This is a genomic window from Burkholderia sp. SJZ089 (genome assembly GCF_007828315.1).
Classification (GTDB): domain Bacteria; phylum Pseudomonadota; class Gammaproteobacteria; order Burkholderiales; family Burkholderiaceae; genus Burkholderia; species Burkholderia gladioli.
Genome location: NZ_VIUM01000001.1, coordinates 329002 through 350721, shown reverse-complemented (window position 1 = coordinate 350721; position 21720 = coordinate 329002). Strand labels below are relative to the sequence as shown.

15 protein-coding genes and 3 pseudogenes are annotated in these 21720 nt (G+C 70.8%); 10 read left to right on the top strand and 8 right to left on the bottom strand.

All coding sequences use genetic code 11. The annotated features are described in order from the left end of the window. The first annotated feature begins 182 nt into the window (after positions 1-182). Positions 183-1697, top strand: a complete 1515-nt coding sequence (locus FB600_RS01385) for an acetyl-CoA hydrolase/transferase family protein (protein ID WP_013690444.1) — start codon at positions 183-185, stop codon at positions 1695-1697. Between the two features lie 150 nt (positions 1698-1847). Here FB600_RS01385 and FB600_RS01380 read toward each other — a convergent pair whose 3' ends face one another. Together FB600_RS01380 and FB600_RS01375 are read right to left on the bottom strand one after the other, a co-directional pair. Then, on the bottom strand, positions 1848-2057 hold the full coding sequence (locus tag FB600_RS01380) for a hypothetical protein (protein ID WP_096751258.1): 210 nt from the start codon (positions 2055-2057) through the stop codon (positions 1848-1850). Continuing rightward, positions 2044-2313, bottom strand: a complete 270-nt coding sequence (locus tag FB600_RS01375) for a hypothetical protein (protein WP_036056077.1) — start codon at positions 2311-2313, stop codon at positions 2044-2046. Before FB600_RS01375 ends, FB600_RS01380 begins: the two co-directional genes overlap by 14 nt. A 457-nt stretch (positions 2314-2770) precedes the next feature. Between FB600_RS01375 and FB600_RS01370 the strand changes: the two genes are divergently transcribed. Next, on the top strand, positions 2771-4507 hold the full coding sequence (locus tag FB600_RS01370; protein WP_017919640.1) for a cyclic peptide export ABC transporter: 1737 nt from the start codon (positions 2771-2773) through the stop codon (positions 4505-4507). Positions 4508-4564: 57 nt separating this feature from the next. Here FB600_RS01370 and FB600_RS01365 read toward each other — a convergent pair whose 3' ends face one another. Continuing rightward, a complete protein-coding gene (locus FB600_RS01365; protein ID WP_096751257.1) occupies positions 4565-5185 on the bottom strand; it encodes a nitroreductase in 621 nt (206 codons plus the stop codon). A 247-nt stretch (positions 5186-5432) separates the two neighbouring features. Between FB600_RS01365 and FB600_RS01360 the strand changes: the two genes are divergently transcribed. From FB600_RS01360 to FB600_RS01335, 6 genes and pseudogenes are all read left to right on the top strand, one after another. Next, positions 5433-5924 carry a Fur family transcriptional regulator gene (locus tag FB600_RS01360; protein WP_060002151.1) on the top strand — a complete coding sequence of 164 codons (492 nt, stop codon included), beginning with the start codon at positions 5433-5435 and terminating at the stop codon, positions 5922-5924. Between the two features lie 308 nt (positions 5925-6232). Further along, on the top strand, positions 6233-8905 hold the full coding sequence (locus FB600_RS01355) for a penicillin acylase family protein (RefSeq protein WP_145756108.1): 2673 nt from the start codon (positions 6233-6235) through the stop codon (positions 8903-8905). 281 nt (positions 8906-9186) lie between these two features. Continuing rightward, positions 9187-10440, top strand: coding sequence for an exonuclease SbcCD subunit D (locus FB600_RS01350; RefSeq protein ID WP_098152547.1), 1254 nt, complete (start codon positions 9187-9189; stop codon positions 10438-10440). A gap of 3 nt (positions 10441-10443) precedes the next feature. Next, positions 10444-13911, top strand: a complete 3468-nt coding sequence (locus tag FB600_RS01345) for an ATP-binding protein (RefSeq protein WP_145756107.1) — start codon at positions 10444-10446, stop codon at positions 13909-13911. Positions 13912-14080: 169 nt separating this feature from the next. After that, entirely contained in the window at positions 14081-15298 is a 1218-nt protein-coding gene (locus tag FB600_RS01340) for an acyl-CoA dehydrogenase family protein (protein WP_017921217.1), read from the top strand. Between the two features lie 58 nt (positions 15299-15356). Next, positions 15357-15671: pseudogene (locus tag FB600_RS01335) on the top strand (LLM class flavin-dependent oxidoreductase); the annotation flags it as partial. A 271-nt stretch (positions 15672-15942) separates the two neighbouring features. Here the strand turns inward: FB600_RS01335 and FB600_RS01330 are convergent. Then, a complete protein-coding gene (locus FB600_RS01330; protein WP_098152540.1) occupies positions 15943-16488 on the bottom strand; it encodes a thioesterase family protein in 546 nt (181 codons plus the stop codon). A 227-nt stretch (positions 16489-16715) separates the two neighbouring features. Beyond that, positions 16716-17120 carry a RidA family protein gene (locus tag FB600_RS01325; RefSeq protein WP_098152538.1) on the bottom strand — a complete coding sequence of 135 codons (405 nt, stop codon included), beginning with the start codon at positions 17118-17120 and terminating at the stop codon, positions 16716-16718. 149 nt (positions 17121-17269) lie between these two features. Here FB600_RS01325 and FB600_RS01320 point away from each other — a divergent pair, with 149 nt between their 5' ends. Beyond that, entirely contained in the window at positions 17270-18244 is a 975-nt protein-coding gene (locus FB600_RS01320; RefSeq protein ID WP_098183001.1) for a LysR family transcriptional regulator, read from the top strand. 13 nt (positions 18245-18257) lie between these two features. Here FB600_RS01320 and FB600_RS01315 read toward each other — a convergent pair whose 3' ends face one another. The 3 genes and pseudogenes from FB600_RS01315 to FB600_RS01305 all read right to left on the bottom strand — a co-directional run. Beyond that, entirely contained in the window at positions 18258-19196 is a 939-nt protein-coding gene (locus tag FB600_RS01315; RefSeq protein WP_145756106.1) for a TauD/TfdA dioxygenase family protein, read from the bottom strand. A 197-nt stretch (positions 19197-19393) separates the two neighbouring features. Next, positions 19394-19492, bottom strand: a pseudogene (locus tag FB600_RS01310) (TauD/TfdA family dioxygenase); the annotation flags it as partial. Between the two features lie 245 nt (positions 19493-19737). Beyond that, positions 19738-20199, bottom strand: a pseudogene (locus FB600_RS01305) (ABC transporter ATP-binding protein); the annotation flags it as partial. Between the two features lie 328 nt (positions 20200-20527). Between FB600_RS01305 and FB600_RS01300 the strand changes: the two are divergent. Then, positions 20528-21715, top strand: a complete 1188-nt coding sequence (locus tag FB600_RS01300) for a serine hydrolase domain-containing protein (protein ID WP_244128399.1) — start codon at positions 20528-20530, stop codon at positions 21713-21715. Positions 21716-21720 lie beyond the last annotated feature (5 nt).

The following is a 21720-nucleotide window of genomic DNA, read 5'->3' as shown; positions in this document are numbered from 1 at the left end:
GCGAATCCGGCAATGCAGTTTTGCAGCACGGCGCCTCTATGCCGGCGGCGGCCTGGGCGATACTGCGCGCCGTGTCCTGCCCTCGGCCTGCCGCCGCAAGCCGCCAGGCCACGCGCCGCTTCCGAGACACCCCGCCGCGGCGCCGCTCGACGCGATACCAACAGACCCGTTCGATTTCCGCCATGCCCACATCCCGAATCCTTGCCGAATCCCTGCGCTCCCTGATCCGCACCGCCGACGAAGCCGCCGCGCTGATCGCGCCGAACATGACGGTCGCGATGAGCGGCTTCACCGGCTCCGGCTACCCGAAGGCCGTGCCCGCCGCGCTGGCGACGCGCATCTCGGCCGCGCATGCGCGCGGCGAGGACTTCCGGATCAACGTGCTGACCGGCGCCTCGACGGCACCCGAACTCGATGGCGCGCTGGCCAAGGCGGACGGCATCTCGATGCGCCTGCCGTATCAATCGGATCCGATCCTGCGCGAGAAGATCAATGCCGGCGAACTCGACTACCAGGACATCCACCTGAGCCATGTCGCGCAATACGCCTGGTTCGGGCTGTTCGGCGACCTGGACGTGGCCGTGGTGGAAGTGGCAGGCATTCGCGAGGACGGGCTGCTGATTCCCTCGGCTTCGGTCGGCAACAACAAGACCTGGCTCGACCAGGCCAAGAAGGTGATCCTCGAGGTGAATACGCGGCAGCCGCTCGGCCTCGACGGCATGCACGACATCTACTACGGCACCGCGCTGCCGCCGCATCGCAAGCCGATCCCGCTGGTGGCCGCCGACGACCGGATCGGCGAACCGTACCTGCGTTGCCCGGCCGAGAAGATCATCGCGATCGTCGAGACCGACGCGCCCGATCGCAGCAATGCCTTCAACGCGCCGGACGCCACCTCCAAGCAGATCGCGGCCCACCTGATCGACTTCCTGCGCCACGAGATCGGCCGCGGCCGCCTGCCGGCGAACCTGCTGCCGCTGCAATCGGGCGTGGGCAACATCACCAACGCGGTGCTGGCGGGGCTCGGCGAGGGCGGTTTCACGAACCTGAGCGCCTACACGGAAGTGATCCAGGACGGCATGCTCGACCTGCTCGCCAACGGCACGCTGAGCTTCGCCTCGGCCACCGCGCTGTCGCTGAGCCCCGAGGCGGTGAAGCGCTTCGCCGACGACATCGCGCTGTTCCGCTCGAAGATCCTGCTGCGCCCGCAGGAGATCAGCAATCACCCGGAACTGGTGCGCCGGCTAGGCTGCATCGCGATGAACGGCATGATCGAGGCCGACATCTACGGCAACGTGAACTCGACGCACGTGATGGGCACGAAGATCCAGAACGGCATCGGCGGCTCGGGCGACTTCGCGCGCAACGGTTACCTGTCCTGCTTCATGTCGGCGAGTACCGCGAAGGGCGGCACGATTTCGCGGATCGTGCCGATGGCCAGCCATGTCGATCACACCGAGCACGACGTGGGCGTGGTGGTGACCGAACAGGGCCTGGCGGACTTGCGCGGGCTGTCGCCGCGCCAGCGTGCGCGCAAGATCATTGATACCTGTGCGCATCCGGACTTCCGCCCGATGCTGGCCGACTACTTCGAACGCGCGAGCCGCGAGAGCTTCGGCAAGCAGACGCCGCATCTGCTGGGCGAGGCGTTGTCCTGGCACGAGCGCTTCGTGCGCACGGGCAGCATGAAGCCCTGAGCCCCTGAAACGCGGTAGACATGGCGAGCGGTGCAAGGCCGCTCGCCCGATTCAGGCATGGTCTCGCGAGCGGCGCCGCAAGCCCCGGCCGCCGCGCGAAGCGCGAAACCGGCGTATCCATTCATGCCGGCCTTTCCCCGCCATTCATTCTCAGGCCGCGCCGGCGAGCGGCTCCGCCAGATCCACCTCGGCCCCGATGCGCGGGGCGTCGCGATAGTCGCGATAGGACGTTGCGTGCCGCGCATGACGCTGCGGTGCGCCGAGCGTGAAGGCACGGCGGCGCGACGCCTCGCCCGAACGGGAGGCCAGCGTGGTGGCAATGGAGACGCGCCAGCCGGCGCAAGGCTCAGCGGGCCGCATGACTGGCGAGGTGCTGACGGATCAGCGCGAGGTAGTGATCGCCGACGGAGTGGTCGGCGGCGGCGCGGCGTACCGGACGCTGGATCGTGAGCGGCGGACGCAGCCCGAGATAGCGGCACAGCGCCGAGACATAGGGCTTGCGCGTGCGCCCGAGCTGATGCAGCGCCCGCGCGACGCGGATATCACCGGCCTGGCTGCGCAGCCAGGCGAAGACCTGACGGTCGGTGTCGTTGACAAGTCGTACGCGATGTTCCATGGCTCACCTCGATACTGGTTATCAATACAGTGCTGTAAATATATCCAGTATTTTGGGTGCGCACAATCGAAACAAACGGGGCCGGACAGTTCCGGCCGAACGGCCTGTCCAGGGCCCGCCACGGGCTGCCCCGAAGACGCCGAAAGCCGCGCCGGCCGGCGCGGAAACCCGCTTGCGGCGCGTCGGCGCGGTTGCCATTTCGGTGCCCAGCTAATATCATTCGCGAGTTGCAAATAAGAATCATTATCGCGGCAGTGCGCCCGGGCCGGGCATTCCACGAGCGGATTCGGCCGGCAGTCGAGCGCGCTTCCCGATCCGGCCGGCGCCAGGAAGGGCAGCCCGGCGGTTCGCGCGGTCGCGGGATCGCGTTACGCTACGCGCCATGGCACTCGCCCGAGCCGGGCCCCGACCCACGCAAGGCATCACCAGAACACACCATGAACTCGAGGAAACACGGATGACTCGCGACCAGCGCGACACCCAGCGCGCGAACTACGGCGGCACGCTGATCCAACTGCTGCGGCCGTTCCTGCCGATCACGCTGATCGCGACCCTGCTCGGCATCGTGGGCGGCCTCTGCACCGCCTGGCTGCTGTCGGTGATCAATACCAGCCTGCATGCGCCCGAGGGCATCGGCACGAAGACGGCCGTCACCTTCGTCGCGCTCTGCCTCGTCACGCTGTTCTGCAGCGCCGTCGCCGGGATCGGCAACAGCGTCACGGGCCAGCGCATCATCGCCGCGCTGCGCAAGGACATCTCCGCGCGCATCGTGTGCGCCCCGGTGGCCGCGCTCGAGCGCTACAAGACGCACCGCCTGCTCTCGACACTGAACAGCGACGTCGAGACCGTCAGCGCCTTCACCTTCAGCTTCCCGAACTTCGCCGTCGCGGCGGCCGTCGCGGCCGGCTGCGTGGCCTACATGCTGGTGCTCTCGCCGGTGCTGTTCCTGATCGCGCTGGTGGCGATCATCGTCGGCGCGCTGATCAACCAGTACGCGAGCCTCAAGTGGGGGCAGTACTACCGCGGCGTGCGCGGCGCGCAGGACGACCTGCAGAAGCAGTACCGGGCGATCACCGAAGGCGCCAAGGAGCTGCGCATCAACCGCGACCGGCGCCAGCGCGTGTTCGGCGTGCGCCTGGCGGGCGCGGCCGACCAGGTGGCCGACCTGAAGATCAAGGCGATGCGCCTCTATTACGGCGCGAGCGCCTCGGTCACCACGCTGTTCTTCATCGTGATCGGCGTGCTGCTCCTGCTGCAGCAGCGCCTGGGCGTGTCGCCGGAGGTGGTCAGCGGCTTCGTGATCGTGCTGCTGTACGTGCGCGGCCCGGTCGAGACCATCGCCAGCAGCCTGCCGGCGCTGAGCCAGGCGCGCATCTCGTTCCAGCGGATCGCCGAGCTGACCGAGCAGTTCACCAACCGCGAGGCGCGCCTGCTCGACGGCGAGGCGCCGGCGCCGCTGGCCGAACTGCGCGAGATCGAGCTGCGCCGCGCGTGCTGGGAATTCCCGGCGGTGGGCGAGCAGCCGCCGTTCCGCCTCGGCCCGATCGACCTGCGCATCGAGCGCGGCGAGATGCTGTTCGTGATCGGCGAGAACGGCAGCGGCAAGACCACCCTGATCAAGCTGCTGCTCGGGCTCTACGAGGCCGGGCACGGCGAGTTGCTGTTCAACGGCGAGCCGGTGCCGGCCGAGCGCATGGACGCCTACCGGCAGCTCTATTCGGCGGTGTTCGCCGACTACCACCTGTTCGAGGACCTGGTGGTGCACGATCCGGCGCTGGTCGCGCGCGCGCAGGCCTATCTGGAGCAACTGGAGATCGCGCACAAGGTGAAGATCGAGGACGGCGTGTTCTCGACCATCGACCTGTCCACCGGGCAGCGCAAGCGCCTGGCCCTGGTGCACGCGATGCTCGAGCAGCGCCCGATCATGATGTTCGACGAATGGGCCGCCGACCAGGATCCGACCTTCCGCCGTGTGTTCTACACCGTGTTCCTGCCGGAGCTGAAGCGCCAGGGCAAGACCCTGATCGTGGTCTCGCACGACGATCGCTACTTCCACGTGGCCGATCGCGTGATCCGCATCGAGCGCGGCCAGATCATCCAGACCGCGCGCGGCGATGCCTTCACCTACGAGGATCGCGGCAGCACGCGCCTGGAGGACCTGGCCGCCACGCACGACGGCGCCCGCACGCATTGACGCCGGGCGCGATGCCCGGGCCGCCGGGCGGCCCGGGTTCATTCAGACGGATCGACCTCAGATTGACGAACGACCGAGCCACTCGCGCACGTGATCGGCGCGCGAGGGACGCGGCGGCGGCGCATCCTGCGACACCGGCGTGCCGACCAGCAGGAAGCCGAGCAGGCGATCGCCGGGCTCGAAATCGAGCGCGGCGGGCAGTTTGGGATCGTAGCTGTCGTCACCGGTGATCCAGAACGCGCCGTAGCCGAGCGCATGGATCGTGTTCAGCATGTTCATCGTCGCGGCGCCCGTCGAGAGCAGTTGCTCGACCTCGGGGATGCCGCCGTCCTCGCGGATCGCCGCCGCCACGGCGATGATCAGCGGCGTCGAGCGGGCCGTGTCGCCGCGCGATTCGAGTTCGTCGCGCGTGAGTTGCGGCTCGCGCGCGGCGGCCAGCTCGACCAGCACCTCGGCCAGCTCGGCGCGTGCCTCGTCGCGGATCAGCGCGAAGCGCCAGGGGCGCAGTTGCGCATGGTCGGGCGCGCGCATCGCGGCGTCGAAGATCAGCTCGATCTCCTCGTCGCGCGGCGCCGGCTCGGCGAGCTGGAAATGCGATTGTCGCGACAGCAGGATGTCGACGAGCGCGCGGCCGGCCGGGGTGGCATGGGCGAGGGTGGCGGGACTGGCTTGCGTCATGGTCGGAGTGCTCCGTTGTTCGAGGTCGCAATATGATGCGCAACTGTCGCGATTTGTGCAAATGATTCTCATTTGCATTTTTGTCGGTTATCGTAACACCCATGCGCGGTGGGGCTTGCCGTGCAGCCGTGCCGGTGTGGTGCCTTCGGGCCGCGCCGGATTTTCCCGGACCACGGATTTCGCCGAAGCCGCCGCGCCGATGCGCGCGGCGGCTGGCCCGGCAAGTCCGCTCTTCGACGATTCATCCATGCCGATGCCGGTACTCGAACAATTGCAGGGAGCGGGGCTGCGGGCGACCTTGCCGCGCGTGAAGGTGCTGGAGTTCTTCGCGGCGGCGGGCCCGCGCCACGTCAGCGCCGAGGATGTGTTTCGCCACCTGATGGCCGAGAAGATCGACATCGGCCTCGCCACGGTGTATCGCGTGCTGTCGCAATTCGTCGAGGCGGGCATCCTGACCAGCGGCACGCTCGACGGCAACCGGCACGTCTTCGAGCTCAACGACGGCAAGCGCCACGATCACATCATCTGCCTGAGCTGCGGCAAGGTGGACGAGTTCTCGGACCCGCTGATCGACGGCCGCGAGAAGGCCGCGGCCGATGCGCTGGGCTACCTGCTGACCGGTCACCATCTCGTGCTGCACGGCTACTGCGCCGATTGCCGGCCGAAGCAGCGGCCGGCGCCCGGCGAGGCCGCGCTGGCCGGGGCGGCCGGGCACGAGGACCGGCAGGGCGCGGGCTGAACGGTCGGCTCGCGGCCTGCCGGAACTGGGAGGATGATCCTGCGGGAGTCGGGCGGATCATTCCGGAATCGAGGATGATCGTTGTGCCTGCAACGATATATCATGCGAGTCGATTCATCGCGTGGCGGGATTCGCGGCAGCCGCCACCGATGTTCAATCGCGTCATCGCACGCGTCTCATAACAACAAATCAATAGTCCGACTGGGGATAGGGCGAAGCCTGCCTGCCAAGCGCGGGCGCTTCGCATTCGACATCACCGGCCGCGCGCGAGGGCTCGCTCGCGGCATGGCATTACGGATTGAATCAGCATGTTCCTATCAGTTTCAACGAAGCGGCGCGGCGCGATTGGCCGATCCGGCCGGCTGCTTCGTCATGGCCTGGCCGCGCTATCGCTGTTGGCGGGGCTCGCGGGCGTGGCCGCGATTGCCGGCTGCGCCGGCTCGGCACCGGCGGCCGGCATGGCCCGGATCGAGACCGGCGGCGACACGGTGCTGATCCGGCGCACCGCCGACGGCATCCCGCACATCGAGGCCGGAGATTGGGAGGCGCTCGGTTATGGCTACGGCTATGCGCAGGCCAGCGACAACCTCTGCACCATGGCCGAGGCCTTCGTCACCTACCGCGGCGAGCGTTCGCGTTATTTCGGCGCCCAGGGCAAGCCCGTGGCACGCTCGACGCTGGGCGAGCCGACCAACCTGGATTCCGATTTCTTCTTCCGCCTGGCCGATTCGGCGGGCAGCATCGAGCGCTATCGCGACAGCCAGCCCGAGCGATTCCGCCAGCTCGTGCGCGGTTTCGCGGCCGGCTACGACCGTTACCTCGGCGAGCTTCGCGCGGGCGGCGCGCCGGGGCGCCACCTGGCCTGCCGCGCGGCGCCCTGGCTGGCGGACATCACCGATGCGGATATCTACCGGCGCCTGAACGCGGCCAACCTGGCCGGCGGCGAGGCGCGCTTCGTCGAGGCGATCGCCAACGCGCATCCGCCGGCGGCCGCCCAGGCGGCGCAGCCGAGCGCGCGGCCGCCTGCCTTTCGACCGGTCCCGCAGCCCGTTTCACCGGCCGCCTCGCAGCCTGCTCTGCAACCCGCCCCGCATGCCGCCCGCGATACCGCCGCGCTCGCGCTGGCCGGGCTCGACCCCGACCAGCTGCATGTCGGCGGCCATTACGGCATCGGCAGCAACGGCATGGCCTTCGGCCGCGACGCGACGGGCGGCGAGCCGATCCTGTTCGGCAATCCGCACTGGTTCTGGAGCGGCCCGGACCGCTTCTACCAGGCACAACTGACGATTCCGGGCCAGCTCGATGTCAGCGGCGCGTCCTTCCTGGGCGTGCCCGTGATCATGATCGGCTTCAACGACGAGGTGGCCTGGACCCACACGGTATCGGGCGCGCGTCGCTTCGGCGTGTTCCAACTCAGGCTCGCCGACGACGATCCCACCCAGTACCTGATCGACGGCCGGCGCATCGCGATGCGGCCCATCACGCTGACGGTGCCGGTGCGGCAGCCCGACGGCACGCTGGGCGGCGTGACGCGCACGCTCTACACCACCGAATACGGGCCGGTGGTCGACCTGTCGTCGTGGTCGCCGGCGCTGGGCTGGACGCGTGGGCAGGCCTTCGCGCTGCGCGACGTGAACCGCGACAACCACCGGATCTTCCAGACCTTCCTCGATTTCGGGCGCGCGGGCTCGCTGGATGCCTTCGTCGCCACCTTGAAGACCTCGGCCGCGATGCCCTGGGTCAATACGCTGGTGGTCGGGCGCCGGCAGCCCGAGGTCTGGTACGCCGACGTCGGCAACGTGCCGGACGTGCCCGATCAACTGGCCGATCGCTGCACCACGCCGCTGGGCAAGGTGGTCGACGCGAAGCTGCCGGGCGTGCCGTTCCTCGACGGCTCGCGCGCGGCCTGCGCCTGGCGCGGCGACGCCGCCGCGGTCCAGCGCGGCTCGATGCCGGCCGCGGCGATGCCCATGCTGGCCCGGCGCGACTTCGTGGCCAACATGAACAACAGCTATTGGCTCGCCAACCCGGCGGCGCCCTTGACCGGTTTTCCGCGCGTGATGGGGATCGGCGTCGCGCCGCTCGACCTGCGCGCGCGGCTCGGCCTGCAGCTTGCCGGCCAGGCCGCCGCGCCGGACGCAGCGCCGGAGCAGGGCGCCGCGCGCGAGCCGCTGACGGCCGCCGAGGTGCGCCGCTTCACGCTAGAGGGCGACACGCTGGCCGCCGCGCTGTTCAAGCGGCCGGTGCTCGACCAGGTCTGCGCGACGGCACGGATCACGGTCGCGCGCGATCCGCTGCGCGGCGCGAGCTTCACGCCGCCGCGCACGGTCGAGACCGCCGATGCGTGTCGGATCCTGCGAGCCTGGAACGGCGCGGCCGAACGTGACGCGCGCGGTGCCTATCTGTGGGATCGGTTCTGGGAGCGTGCCCAGAAAATCGACGCCGGCAAGCTCTATGCGAGGCCCTTCGATCCGGCCGATCCGCTGCACACGCCGGCCGGCATCCGCGCGGGCGAGCCGGCCGTGGCCGAGGCCTTCGGCGCGGCGATCCTGGCCGTCGGCGAGGCGGGCTACGCGCTCGACGCGACGCGCGGCGAGACGCTCTACCTGACGCGCGACGGCGTGCCGGTGCCGCTCTATGGCGGCTGCTCGGGCCTCGGTTATTTCGCCTCGATCTGCCACTACGGCGAGAGCCGGGCGAACGCGCCGATCTCGGCCGACACGGTCGGCGGCAACAGCTATCTGCAGGTGGTGAGCTTCGACGCGCATGGCGCCGATGCCTATACGCTGCTCGCGCATTCGGAATCGGACGATCCGGCCTCGCCGCATTTCGCCGACGGCACGCGCCGTTACGCGGCGCGTCACTGGCTGCGCGTGCCGTTCGACGAGCACGAGATCGCCGCCGACCCGCAACTGCAGGTGACGCGGTTGACAATGCCCGCCGCGCCGGACCGGGCACGCCCGGCCGCCACGGTGCGCTGAGCGTCGCGGCACGGGCCGCCGCATCGCATGCGGGACCCGTTCAAACCGCGCGAGTTCGGGGGCGATGGGCGGGCCGCCTGCCCGCTATCGCCTCGTTCTCGCGCGGGGATCGACCCGGTCCCGTCCCGGCTGCCCGACCGATCCCCGCGCGCCGTTTTCCCTTCCCGCCGCGATTGCCCTCTACAATCCGGGAACCGTGCCGGCCCGCGCCGCGCTTGGTCGCCCAGGCGATCGGCGCGCGGCCCGGCCATTCCCCACCGATTCGAACGAGAGGACTCGCCGTGAAGTTCATCCACGCGGCCGATATTCACCTGGACAGCCCCCTGCATGGCCTGAGCGCGTATCCCGACGCGCCGGCCGCGCAGCTTCGCAACGCCTCGCGCGAGGCGCTGCGCGCGCTGGTCGAGCGCGCCATCGAGGAAGCCGTGGCCTTCGTCGTGATCGCGGGCGACCTGTACGACGGCGACTGGAAGGACCACAACACCGGCATCTTCTTCGGCCAGCAGATGGGCCGGCTGCGCGGTGCCGGGATCCCCGTCTACCTGCTGTGGGGCAACCACGACGCCGAGAGCGAGATGAGCAGGAAGCTGACGCTGCCCGACAACGTGACGGTGTTTCCCTCGCGCAAGGCGGCGACCTTCCGGCTCGACGACCTGAAGGTCGCGCTGCACGGCCAGAGCTTTCGCGACAAGTCCGTGACCGACAACCTGGCGATCGCCTATCCCGACCCGGTGCCGGGCCACTACAACATCGGCGTGCTGCACACGGCGCTGGAGGGTTACGCGGCGCACGCGAACTACGCGCCGTGCTCGCGCGCCGAACTGCATGCCAGGGGCTACGACTACTGGGCGCTCGGCCACGTGCATGAATTCCAGCAATGGGACGAGGCCTCGACCATCGTGTTCCCCGGCAACCTGCAGGGGCGCCATATCCGCGAGACGGGCCGGCGCGGCGCGGTGCTGGTGGAGGTGGACGGCGCGCGCACGCGGGTCGAGCGGCTGTTCATCGACGTGTTGCGCTGGGAGGCGGTCGAGGTGGACGCGGGCGATTGCGAGACCATCGAGGCGCTGGCGCAGAAGACGGGCCGCGCGCTCGAAGCCTTGCTCGCCAGCGACGGCGAGGTGCCGCGCGCGGTCCGCGTGACGGTGACCGGCGCCTCGCCGCTGCACGGCCAGTTGTTCGGGCGCGCGGCCGAACTGCGCGCCGAGGTGCTGAACCAGATCGGCATCATCGGCAACGAACGGCTCTGGCTGGAGAAGGTCAAGCTGCGCACCGAGCCCCCCGCGGCCGCGGCCGAGCACGGCGAGGCGCTCGAGGCACTGGAGGACCTGAAGCGGATCCTCGCCGAGGCGGTGGACGATACCGATTTCCTCGCGAGCCTCGATCGCGAGCTGAAACCCTTCGTCGGCAAGGTGCGTAGCGAGGTGCGCGGCGAGGACGTGCCGATGCTGTCGAAGGCGCGCTCGGGCGAGTTGTCGGCGCTGGTCGGCCAGGTCGGCGAGGCCTTGCTGGCGCGCCTTGCGCGAGGGGAATGAGCGATGCGGATCCGTCAACTCGATCTGTTCAAGTACGGCAAGTTCACCGACGCCACGCTGCGTTTCCCGGCCGCCGCGCAGGATTTCCACGTGATCGTCGGGCCCAACGAGGCCGGCAAGTCGACCGTGCGCACCGCGGTGTCGGAGCTGCTGTTCGGCATGAAGCAGCGCACGCCGCTCGATTTCCTGCACGACACCCCGGAGCTGCGGCTCGGCGGCCTGCTCGATCATGCCGGCGGCGCGCTGGCCTTCCATCGCGCGCGCGGGCGCACTTCGCTGCGCACGCCCGAGGACGCCAAGCTGCCCGACGACCACCTCGACGCCGTGCTCGACGGCGCGACGCGCGAGTTCTTCGAGCAGATGTTCGGGCTCGACCACGAGCGGCTGGTGGCCGGCGGGCGCAGCCTGCTCGACGCCTCGGACCGGCTCGGGCAGGTGCTGTTCGAATCGGCGGCCGGCGTCGGCAGCCTGGGCCCGGTGCGCGAGGAGCTGGAGGCGCTGCGTGTCGGCCTGTGGGCGCCGCGCGCCACGCGCACGAGCTTTGCCCTGGCGGAAGCCGATTTCTCCGCGGCCAGCAGCGAACTGAAGGCGGTCCAGGTGCGCACGCGCGACTGGACCGAACGCCAGGACGCGCTCGACGCGGTACGCCGCGAGATCGCCGGGGCCGACGAACGGCGCCGGCAGGTGGACCGGCTGCGCTCCACGCTGGAACGCGTGCGCCGGCTCGCGCCTTATCTGCATGGCTGGCGCGAGAAGGCCGCGCAACTGGCGGAGCTGGGCGGCGTGGTCGAGCTGCCATCCAGCGCGACGGCCGACTTGCTGGCGGCGCGGGAAAAACTCGCGGTCGGCGCCAAGGGCCTCGAATTCCATCGCGAGGACCTGGCCCGGCGGCAGGCCGCGCGCGAAGCCATCGTCGCCGATCCCGAGGCGCTGAAGTTCGCCGCCGAGATCGACGCGCTGGCGGCGCTGAGCGCGAGCTGCGCGGCGCATGAGAAGGCGCTGCCGGGCGTCGAGGCGGCGCGGCGGCAGCATCTCGACGCGGCGGCGGCGGCGGCCGGGCAATTGGGCTGGCCGCGCGAGGAAGCGGGCTTGCGGGCCGCGCTGCCGTCCGCGCTGGCGCTCAAGACGGTCAGTAATCTGCTGCGCCGCCAGGGCGGGCTGGCGCAGGCGCTGGCTGGCGCACGCGACGCGCTGGACGAACGCGAGCGCGCGCTCGATCGACTGCGCAAGCAACGCGAGGCGATCGTGGTCGAGGCCGTTCCCGATGCGCTGCGCCTCGCGCTGGCCGAAGCCCAGGCCCATCGCCACGGCGAGGCGAAGGAACGCGCGCAGGAGCAGGCGCGGGCCGAAGCCGGACATGCGCTCGACGAGGCGCTCGACCGGCTTGGCCGCTGGCGCATGCCTGTCGCGCAGTTGCGAACGCTGGACCTGCCTTCGGCACAGCGCCTGAACGCCTGCCAGAAGGCCGACAGCGAGGCGGCGAGCGCCGCCGCCATGGCGCGCGGCGCGCTGGGCGAGGCTCGCGAGCGCTTCGAGAAACTCGCGCTGCAGGAGCAGCACTTCGCGCAGGGCAATCATGTCGTCACCAGCAGCGAGGTGCGGGCCGCGCGCGAGCAGCGCGACCAGGCCTGGGGCGAGGTCAAGCGCGGCGCGCTGGCCTTGCCCGACGGCGCTGCGGCGGTGGACGACGCGATCCGGCATGCCGACGTGCTGGTCGATTCGCAGCTCGATACCGTGCAGGCCGCGGCCGAGCTGCAATCGCTGCGCCAGCAGCGCGAAGCGGCGCAGGCCGAGTTGGCGCGCCGCGAAGCGGACCTGGCCGAGGCGACGCGCTCGCTCGACGCGACGCGCCAGGCCTGGGCCGATCTCGCGGCCGGCGCCGGCCTGCCCGGCATCGCGCTCGACGATATCGGCGCCTGGCTCGCGCAACGCGATGCCGCGCTCGCCGCGCAGCAAAAGCTCGACGCGCTGGCGCGCGAGCTGGAAGCCGCGCGCGCGGAGCGCAGCCACGCGCAGCAGGCGCTGGTCACGGCGCTGCTGTCGGTGGCGCCCGCTACCGAGGCGGACTCGCTGGGCAAGTGGATCATGTCGGCCGAGGCCTTCGTGCAGGCCGCCGAGCGTGCCGCCGAACAGCGGCGCGGCCACGACGAGCGCGTGGCCGAGGCCGGGCACCAGCGCGAGGCGGCCGCGGCGCAGGCCGAGCGCGCGCAGCGCGAGCACGAGGACTGGTTGCGCGAATGGCGCACCGCGCTGGCCGACGCGCGGCTGGCCGAGGTGGCCAGCACCGACGCGGCGGCGCAAGGCGCCGTCGATCTCGCCAACGAGGTGGTGGCCGAGCTCGCGGCGGCCGAGGAGCCGGCGCGGCGCATCGAGGCGATGCGCGCCGAGCTGGCCGCGCGCGACGCGGATGCGCGCCGGCTGGCCGATGCGCTCGAGGACCCCGCCGTGCGCGAGGCCGGCGAGGGCGCCGCCATTTCACGGGCGCTGGCCGCGAGGCTCGACGGCGCCCGCAAGACGGCCGAGGCGATCACGCGTGCCGACGAGGCGACCGCGCAGGCCGCTCGCGAATTCGAGGCGGCCCAGGCCACGCTGGCCACCGAGCAGGCACGCATCGCGCCGCTGCTGGCCAGCGCCGGCGCCGCGACGATCGACGAGGCCCTGCCGCTGGCCGCGCGCTCGGACCAGCAACGCCGCTTGCGCGAGGAGATCGAGGCGGCGCAGGCCGCGCTGCTGCGCGACGGCGATGGCCTCTCGCAGGACGAGATTGCCGCCGAGATCGACCGGCACGACCTGGCCGAGGTGCCCGCGCAACTGGAGGCAGCGCGGCGCGAACAGGACGGGCTCAACGCCGCCGCCAGCGAGCTGGCCCGCCGCGAGCTGGAGGCGCGCCAGGCGCTGGCGGCGATCGCCGGCCAGTCGAGCGCGGCGCTGGCCGAGGCGCGGCGCCAGGAGGCGCTGGCCGCGATGGGCGACACCGCCGAGCAGTACATCGAGGCGGCCACCGCGAGCCGCCTGCTGCGCTGGGCGATCGACCGCTATCGCGACCAGAAGCAGGGGCCGATGCTGAGCCGCGCCGGCGAGATCTTCGCGGGCCTCACGCTGGGCGAATTCCTGCGCCTGACCGTCGATACCGAGCGGCAGCCGCCCGAGCTGTCGGCGCGGCGCGCCAGCGGTCGCTCGGTCGAGGTGGGCGGGCTGAGCGAAGGCACGCGCGACCAGTTGTTCCTGGCGCTGCGCATCGCCGCGCTCGAGCTGCAGCTCGCGCACAAGGCGGCGCTGCCCTTCGTGGCCGACGATCTCTTCATCAACTTCGACGACGCGCGCTCGAAGGCCGGCCTCGAAGCCTTGCGCGAGCTGTCCTCGCGCACCCAGGTGCTGTTCCTCACGCACCACGATCACCTGCTGCCGCTGGTGCGCGAGGTGTTCGGCGCGGGGGTGAACGTGGTCGAGCTGCAACGCGAGCGGGTCTGATCCGCGCGCGCGAACCGGCGCCGCCAACGCGGGGGCGAGCTTATCCTCGCCCCGCATATCCTTAGCTGAAATCGGTCGAACTGCCCCGCGAGGCGATTCCTATACTGTCAGGCGCGCCGCCGGAAGCCCCGGCGGCGCGCCTGACGAAACCCGCACAAGGATGCCCCGCATGAACGCCCCGCACACCATCGCCTCCCGTTCCCGTCTCGATGCCGCGCTGGCCGCGCTGCCGGAACTGGCCAGGCAGATCGGCGAGGGCGCGGCGCAGCGCGAGGCCGATCGCGAGCTGCCCTTCGACGGTTTCGCCAAGTTTCGCGGCACCGAGCTCGGCGCGCTGCGGATCCCGGCCGCGCGCGGCGGTCTGGGCGCCAGCCTGGTGGAGCTGTTCGAGGTGATCGCCACGCTGGCCGCCGCCGATTCTAGCCTCTCGCACGCGCTGCGGCTGCACTACGACGTGACCGAGGCGCTGCGCCTGTCGCCGCGCTCGGCCTCCAACGACCTGCAGGTCGAGCGCGTGCTGTCGGGCGCGATCTTCGGCGGGGCGCTGACCGAGCGCCATACCTCGCGCCCCGGCGAAGTGACCTCCAGCCTGGTGCGCGAGGGCGACCACTTCCTCGCCTCGGGGCGCAAATACTATTCGACCGGCACGCTGTTCTCCGACTACGCGCGCATCAACGTGCAGGGCGAGGACGACGCGCGCGTGGCGATCGTGATTCCGGTGGCGCGCGAGGGCCTGCGCATCGACGACGACTGGGACGGCATGGGCCAGCGCATGACCGCCAGCGGCACCCTGGTGCTCGACCAGGTGCGCGTGGAGCCCGACGAGGTGGTCGAGCGCGACAGCGGCTCGCTGGTGGGCCGCCACGGCGGCGCCTTGCGGCAACTGCACCTGGTGGCGGTGGCGGCCGGCATCGTGCGCAACGTGGCGGCCGACGCGCGCCGCTACGTGATCGAATTCGGGCGCCCGGTGCTGCACAGCCCGGCCGCCTCGGCGCGCGAGGACCATTTCATCCAGCAGACGGTGGGCGAGCTGACGGCGCACAGCCACGCGATCGACGCGCTGGTGCGCGAGAACGCGCGCGTGCTCGATCGTTCCGCCGACGCGATCGAGGCCGGCGCGCCCGAAGCCGATGCGCTGATACTCGAAGGCGCGCTGGCCACCGCGCGCACCCAGCTGGTGGTCAGCAAGCTGGCCCTGCACGCGGCCGAGCGGCTGTTCGAGGTGGGCGGCGCCTCGGCCACCTCGCGGCGCCACAATCTCGATCGCCACTGGCGCAACCTGCGCACGATCTTCAGCCACAACCCGCTGCTGCACAAGGCGCGCGTGGTGGGCGACTACGAGCTGAACGGCACCACCACCCACCTGACCGAAGGCCGCGTGTTCTGAAGCACGCCGCGCCGCGCCGAACCCGCGCCGCCGTCGCCATCTCATCGAGACCGAATCCATGACCCGATCCCGCAGCGGCCATCTGGCGCTGGGCGCCTTCCTCTATCCGACCGGCCATCACATCGCGGCCTGGCGGCATCCCGATACGCAGGCCGACGCGGGCGTGGACTTCCGCCATTACGCGCGGCTCGCGCAGGCGGCCGAGGCGGCCAGGTTCGACCTGGTATTCCTGGCCGACGGCGTGGGCACGCGCGGCGACGATGTCGACTACCTGAGCCGCACCGCGCACAGCTACAACGCGCAGTTCGAGCCGATCACGCTGCTCTCGGCGCTGTCCGCCGTGACCGAGCGCATCGGCCTGGTCGGCGCGGCCTGAAGTGGCCTGGGGACGGTTTCAAAAGAGGCGGGCTTTCTCTACACCTGTTACCCGAGTCGTCGTGACGAGCGGCTCGGGGAGATGGGCAAGCCGATCATCGACGCGCGAGTCGCGGCAGGCAATCGAGCCTCGTCTCGTCGATGAATATCGCGCCCGCTGCTCGGGCGGCGATCGGCTCGTCGGTCACGCCGAGTGCCATACCGCCGGCACGGCCGAAAACCATGGCGACCGCTGACGGCATGCCCGTGCGCGACAGCCGTCGCGGCGCTCAAGTTTGCGCAACGGATTGCTCATGCACCGCCGCGCCACCCTCGGCCCGGTTCCACTGCGCGACCCATTGGGGCAGATCGGGTGATGGCTGGGTCACGCCGATCCACGCCAGTAGTTCCCGAGTCGGCACGGTGCCCCCGCCGCGCTTCAGGAACCGCGTTCGCACGACGCCGATCGCGACCTGGGTTCCGCCACGCATGAATCCCTGCTCCAGAAACACATGTTTTTCGTCCCAGCCGATCACCCGCGTCGTGACGTCATAGCGCTCCCACAGATGCAGCGATCGATGAAATCGCATCGTTTCGAGCGTGACGACGGGATACCACCTTTGCGCGTTGACGCGTTGCCAGACGCGCGAGCGCAGCAACAGATCGACCCGCGCCAGATCCAGAATGGCAAAGTAGCGGCCATTGGTCATGTGGCGCAGCACGTCGAGGTCGTTGGGCCACACGCGGAACGGCGTGACGCAGGTGTCGAGGATGTGCAGCCGCCGACGACGCCGGCTCAGCAGGAACACGAGGCACAAACGCAGCAGTAGATTCATGAGTGGCGGGTTTTGACCATGCCGTCGCGAAGCGCGCGTCACGGCGTCGATACCGAACGGGAAGCAATCGAAGCGCTCCAGGTTACGCGCCGACCCACGCCACGCGTATCGGTCGAATGACAGCCCGGCGCTGGTCCCGGGCTGTCGACGTTCATTGCTTTCGCTGCCGGGGAGCACGGATCGCGCTTGAGCCGTCTCCCGGGAGGGGCGGGGCGAGCTCGCACGCCTCAGTCGCGCAGGCGCGCGATGGCCTTGATCTCGAACTGGAAGCCATAGAGCCAGGTCACGCCGACCGCCGTCAGGCCGGGATGGGGCGCCTCGCCCCAGTACCTCGGCACCACCTGCCAGACCCGCTCGAAATTCGCCTCGGGATCGACCATGAACACGGTCACGTCGATCACGTCGTCGAAGCTGCAACCGGCGGCCGCGAGGATCGCGTTCAGGTTCTCGAAGGCGCGCGCCACCTGCGCCTCCAGCTCGGGCTCGGGCGAGCCGTCCTCGCGGCTGCCGACCTGCCCGGAAACGAACAGCAGCCCGTTGGCGCGCACCGCCGGCGAATAGCGGTTGCGTTCGTACAAGGCCTGCCGTCCCGGCGGGAACACCACCTCGCGCTGTCTTGCTGCCTGCGTCATCGATCGACTCCTGGATGATCGGGCCGCTCGCGGCCCGGATGGAAGATGCAGCGATTCTGGCCACGCGCCGCGCCTCGATAAACAGGCAAGCCCATCCATCACTTTTTGTAGAATCCAAACAATCCCGATTCCCTGGAGCACCGATCCATATGGACCGTTTCGACGCGATGCAGGCCTTCGTGCGCGTGGTGGAGGCGGGCAGCTTCACCAAGGCGGCCGAGACGCTGCACATGAGCAAGACCACGGTCACGCAGCTGGTGCAGCAGCTCGAGGCGCGGCTGCGCGTGAAGCTGCTCAATCGCACCACGCGCCGGCTCAACGTGACGGCCGACGGCGCGGCCTTCTACGAGCGCGCGCTGCGCCTGCTGGCCGACATGGACGATGCCGAGACCAGCCTGTCGGACGCCTCGGCGCTGCCGCGCGGGCGGCTGCGGGTGGACGTGCCGAGCCCGCTGGCGCGCCTGATCCTGGTGCCGGCGCTGCCGGCCTTCCATGCGCGCTACCCGGATATCCAGCTCGACATGGGCGTGAGCGACCGCCGCGTCGACCTGATCGGCGAGAACGTCGATTGCGTGGTGCGCGGCGGCGAGCTGAGCGACCAGTCGCTGATGGCGCGTCGCGTGGGCGATCTGCAGTTGGGGGTTTATGCGGCGCCGGCCTACCTGGAACGCATGGGGCGGCCCGCGCATCCGCGCGAGCTGGAGAACACCGCGCATCGCATCGTCGGCTTTCGCTGGGCACGCACCGGGCACGTGTTTCCCTATGCGATGCAGCGCGAGGACGAGCGCATCAGCGTGCAGGGCCGCCATGTGCTCGCCGTCGACGACGGCAATGCCTACCTCGCGGCGGGCCTGGCCGGCCTCGGCGTGCTGTGGCTGCCCGACTACATGGCGCGGGCGCCGCGCGCCAATGGCGAGCTGCTGCCGCTGTTCGAGGATTGGCGCCTGGATCCGATGCCGCTCTACGTGGCGTTTCCGCCGAACCGGCATGTCAGCGCGAAGCTGCGCGTGTTCATCGACTGGATCGCGGCGCTGATGGACGAGCACGCGCCCGTGATCGCGCCGGCCAGGACCGAGGCGCCAGCGCCTGCCGGGGCGGCGCCGCGAACCACCGGCGCGGCCTGAGCCGGGCGCCGCTTTAGTTCAGCGCGGTGGCGCTCGCCGCGCCCACCGGCGAACCCTCGATCGCCACCGAGGCGCGGCCGTCCGGACCTACCGGCACGTCGCCCACCAGGGTGGTGCGGTAGAGCTGGCGGTCGAAGTCGAGATCGAAGATGTCGGAGGGCGCCAGGTGCGCGGTCGAGCGGTTGTCCCAGAACGCCAGGCTGCGCGGCTCCCACTTGAAGCGCACCGTGAATTCGGGACGCGTCACGTGTTCCCACAGCAGTTCGAGGATCGCCTGGCTCTCGGTGGGCGTGACGTCGACGATCGACTTCAAGAAGCTCGGGCTCACGTAGAGCGCGCGTTCGCCGGTCTCGGGATGGATCCGCACCAGCGGATGTTCGCTCACCAGGCTGCGTCGCTCGACGGCCTCGGCATAGTCGCGCGTGGCGGCGGCGCCGGGCGGCGGCGTGAAGCGGTGGATGCCGCGCAGCCCGTCCACCAGCCGCTGGATCGGCGGCGAGAGCGTCTCGTAGGCGCGTACCAGGTTGGTCCATTGCGTGTCGCCGCCGTAGGGCGGGATCGTCACGCCGCGCAGGATCGAGGCCCAGGGCGGATTGACGGCGGCTGTCACGTCGGTGTGCCAGCCGGTCCAGGGGCGCCGCACCGGCGCGCCTTCGTAGCGCGTGGCCTGGCGGAACTTGGCGATCGAATAGATTTCCGGATGGCCTTCCACGTAGCCGAACACGGGATGGCCGACGGTCGGCTCGCCGAACTGCGCCGAGAAGGCCACGTGCTGCTGGTGGTTCAGGAACTGTTCGCGGAAGAAGATCACGCGCCACTTCAGCAGCGCCTCGCGAATGCCCGCGATCTCGGCCGCCGACAAGGGGCCGGTGAGGTCCACGCCGCGGATTTCCGCGCCGATGTGGGCGGACAGCGGAATCACGGCGAGCGATGAGGATAGGGCCTGGTTCATGCGGTGTCTCCTGTCGAGGCGCGGCGCCGGGCCGCCAGCGGATGGGGCGTCGTCGCCGGCTTGGTGGCGAGGCTCGGTCGGTGCCGGCCGCGCCGGGCCGCCGGCGGCAATCGAGGCGCGGCAGCCCAGCGCCGGCCGGCGCCAGGCGGGAGCGGCCAGGCGACGCTGCCTGGCGCCCGGGCCGCCTGCCCGCCGCGTCATTGCAGGGTGGCGCCGGGGCCCTTGAGCACCACGCTGTGGCGCCCGTCCACGCTGACCGGCACGTCGCCGTGGGTGGCGCGGCGCACCACGCGGCGCAGCGCGAGCGGCGTATCGGCGGCACGGGCGGACAAGGGCGCGGCACGCGGGGACGAGTGGGCAATCTGCACGTCGGACATCGGAAGCTCTCCTTCGGTGGGTGGGGATCGGTTCGGCTATTCAAGCAGCCGCGAGCGCAAAACTGAACTGACGAATCCTCGTATCGATAGCTCGCGAATCGAGGCAATCCATATCGCCGCGGCGACCAAGCGTGGCGGTGATGCGTGGCGATGAAGCGCCGCGCCTACCAGGCGAGCCGCCAGCCGCCTGCCGGCCGTGGCGCCTCGCGCGGCGGCGTCGCCGTGCGCGCGGCGGCCTCGTCGTCGCCGAGCTCGGCGAGGATGCCGTCGCGCAGCCGGGCGAAGGCGCTGCCATGCCGCTCGCGCGGACGCGGCAGCGCGACCTCGGTGATGCGCGCGATGCGGCCCGGGCGCGGCGCCATGGTGATCACGCGCTCGCCCAACCAGACCGCCTCGTCCACGTCGTGCGTGACCAGGATCATGGTGATGCGCTCCTGTTCCCAGATCCGCTGCAGTTCGTGCTGCATGCGCGTGCGCGTCTGTGCATCGAGCGCGCCGAACGGCTCGTCGAGCAGCAGCAGGCGCGGGCGGTTCACCAGCCCGCGCGCGATCGCCACGCGCTGCGCCATGCCGCCCGAAAGCTGGCTCGGATACGCCGCCTCGAAGCCCGCCAGGCCGACCAGCGCGGGCGAAACGATCATGCGAGGAATCGAAAGCACGATTGGATGGTTTCGCGCCGGCGGCCGGCCGCGCGGACGCGGGGCCGCCGATTCTGTCGGAATGCTGTCGAAAGCGGGTGCGCGTGCAACTTTTGTGACAGCGCGGCGCGTCCTTGCGCATCGCCGTGGAAATCCTTGGGAAAACTCGATGGATCGCGCTGTCGTATGCTGACGTTTTTGTGCGACAGTCGATGCCGCGGCCACGGCGACGGATTCCTGCCGTCCGCTACGCGTGAACAACCCTGATCCCGGCGCCGCCCGCCGGGGCGCACCCATGCTTGCCGAGGAGACCGACGTGAAGATCAGCCGCAGGCAGTTCCTGGCCCTGACGGTCGCCGGGCTGGCCGGCGCGCCGCCGCTGGCGCTGGCCGCGGCACCCGCCGCCGGCGATGCCGCGGACGCTTCCGCCGCCTTGCCTTCAGCCGCGGCTGCCGCTTCCGCGGCCGCGCCGGCGAGCCAGGCCAGCGCGCCGAGCCTGGCCGATCTGGCCGATCCGCCGGTCTGGCCCGGCGCCGAATGGGAGCGCATCGATCCCGACAAGCTGGGCTGGTCGCCCGACGATCTCGACGACGTTCACGCCTACGCGGCCTCGATCGGCACCGCCTCGCTGCTGATCGTCCAGCACGGCCGCGTGGTCGACAGCTTCGGCGAGATCGCGGCGCGCCGCGAGATCAACTCGGTGCGCAAGAGCCTGCTCAGCGCGCTGATCGGGATCGCCGTGGCCGAGGGCAAGATCGACCTGGACGCCACCCTGGGCAGCCTCGGCATCGACGACCGGCCACCGGCCCTGAGCCAGGCCGAGAAGCAGGCCACCGTGCGCGAGCTGCTGCAGGCGCGCTCGGGCGTCTACCACCCGGCGCTCTACGAGACGGCCGCCGAGAAGCGCCTGCGGCCGGCGCGCGGCAGCCATGCGCCGGGCAGCTTCTGGTACTACAACAACTGGGATTTCAACGTGCTCGGCACGATCTACGAGCACGCGGTGGGCGCCTCGATCTTCGACAGCTTCGCGCAGCGCATCGCCACGCCGATCGGCATGCAGGACTACCGGGCGCGCGACGGCCGCTACGTGCGCGGCGCCGATTCGATCCACCCGGCCTATCCGCTGCACATGAGCGCGCGCGACCTGGCGCGCTTCGGCCTGCTCTACCTGCGCCGCGGCCAGTGGCGGCAGCGCGCGATCGTGCCGGCGGCCTGGGTGGCCGAGAGCACCACCGGCGTCTCGCCCACGCGCGGCGGCGACGCCGAATATGCCTGGTTGTGGTGGGCCGGCCTGCCCGACAGCGGCGCGGCCGGGCTGAAGCTGCCGCCCGGCGCGTTCTGGGCCGAGGGGCATGGCGGGCAATACCTGATCGTCGATCCGCTCAACGACATGGTGGTGGTGCACCAGACCGTGGCGGGCCGCACGCGCGTGAGCGCGCCGGCGATGGGCCGGCTGATGGGGCTGATCCACGATGCCGCCGGGATCGGCGCGCCGATGGTGTAGCGGCG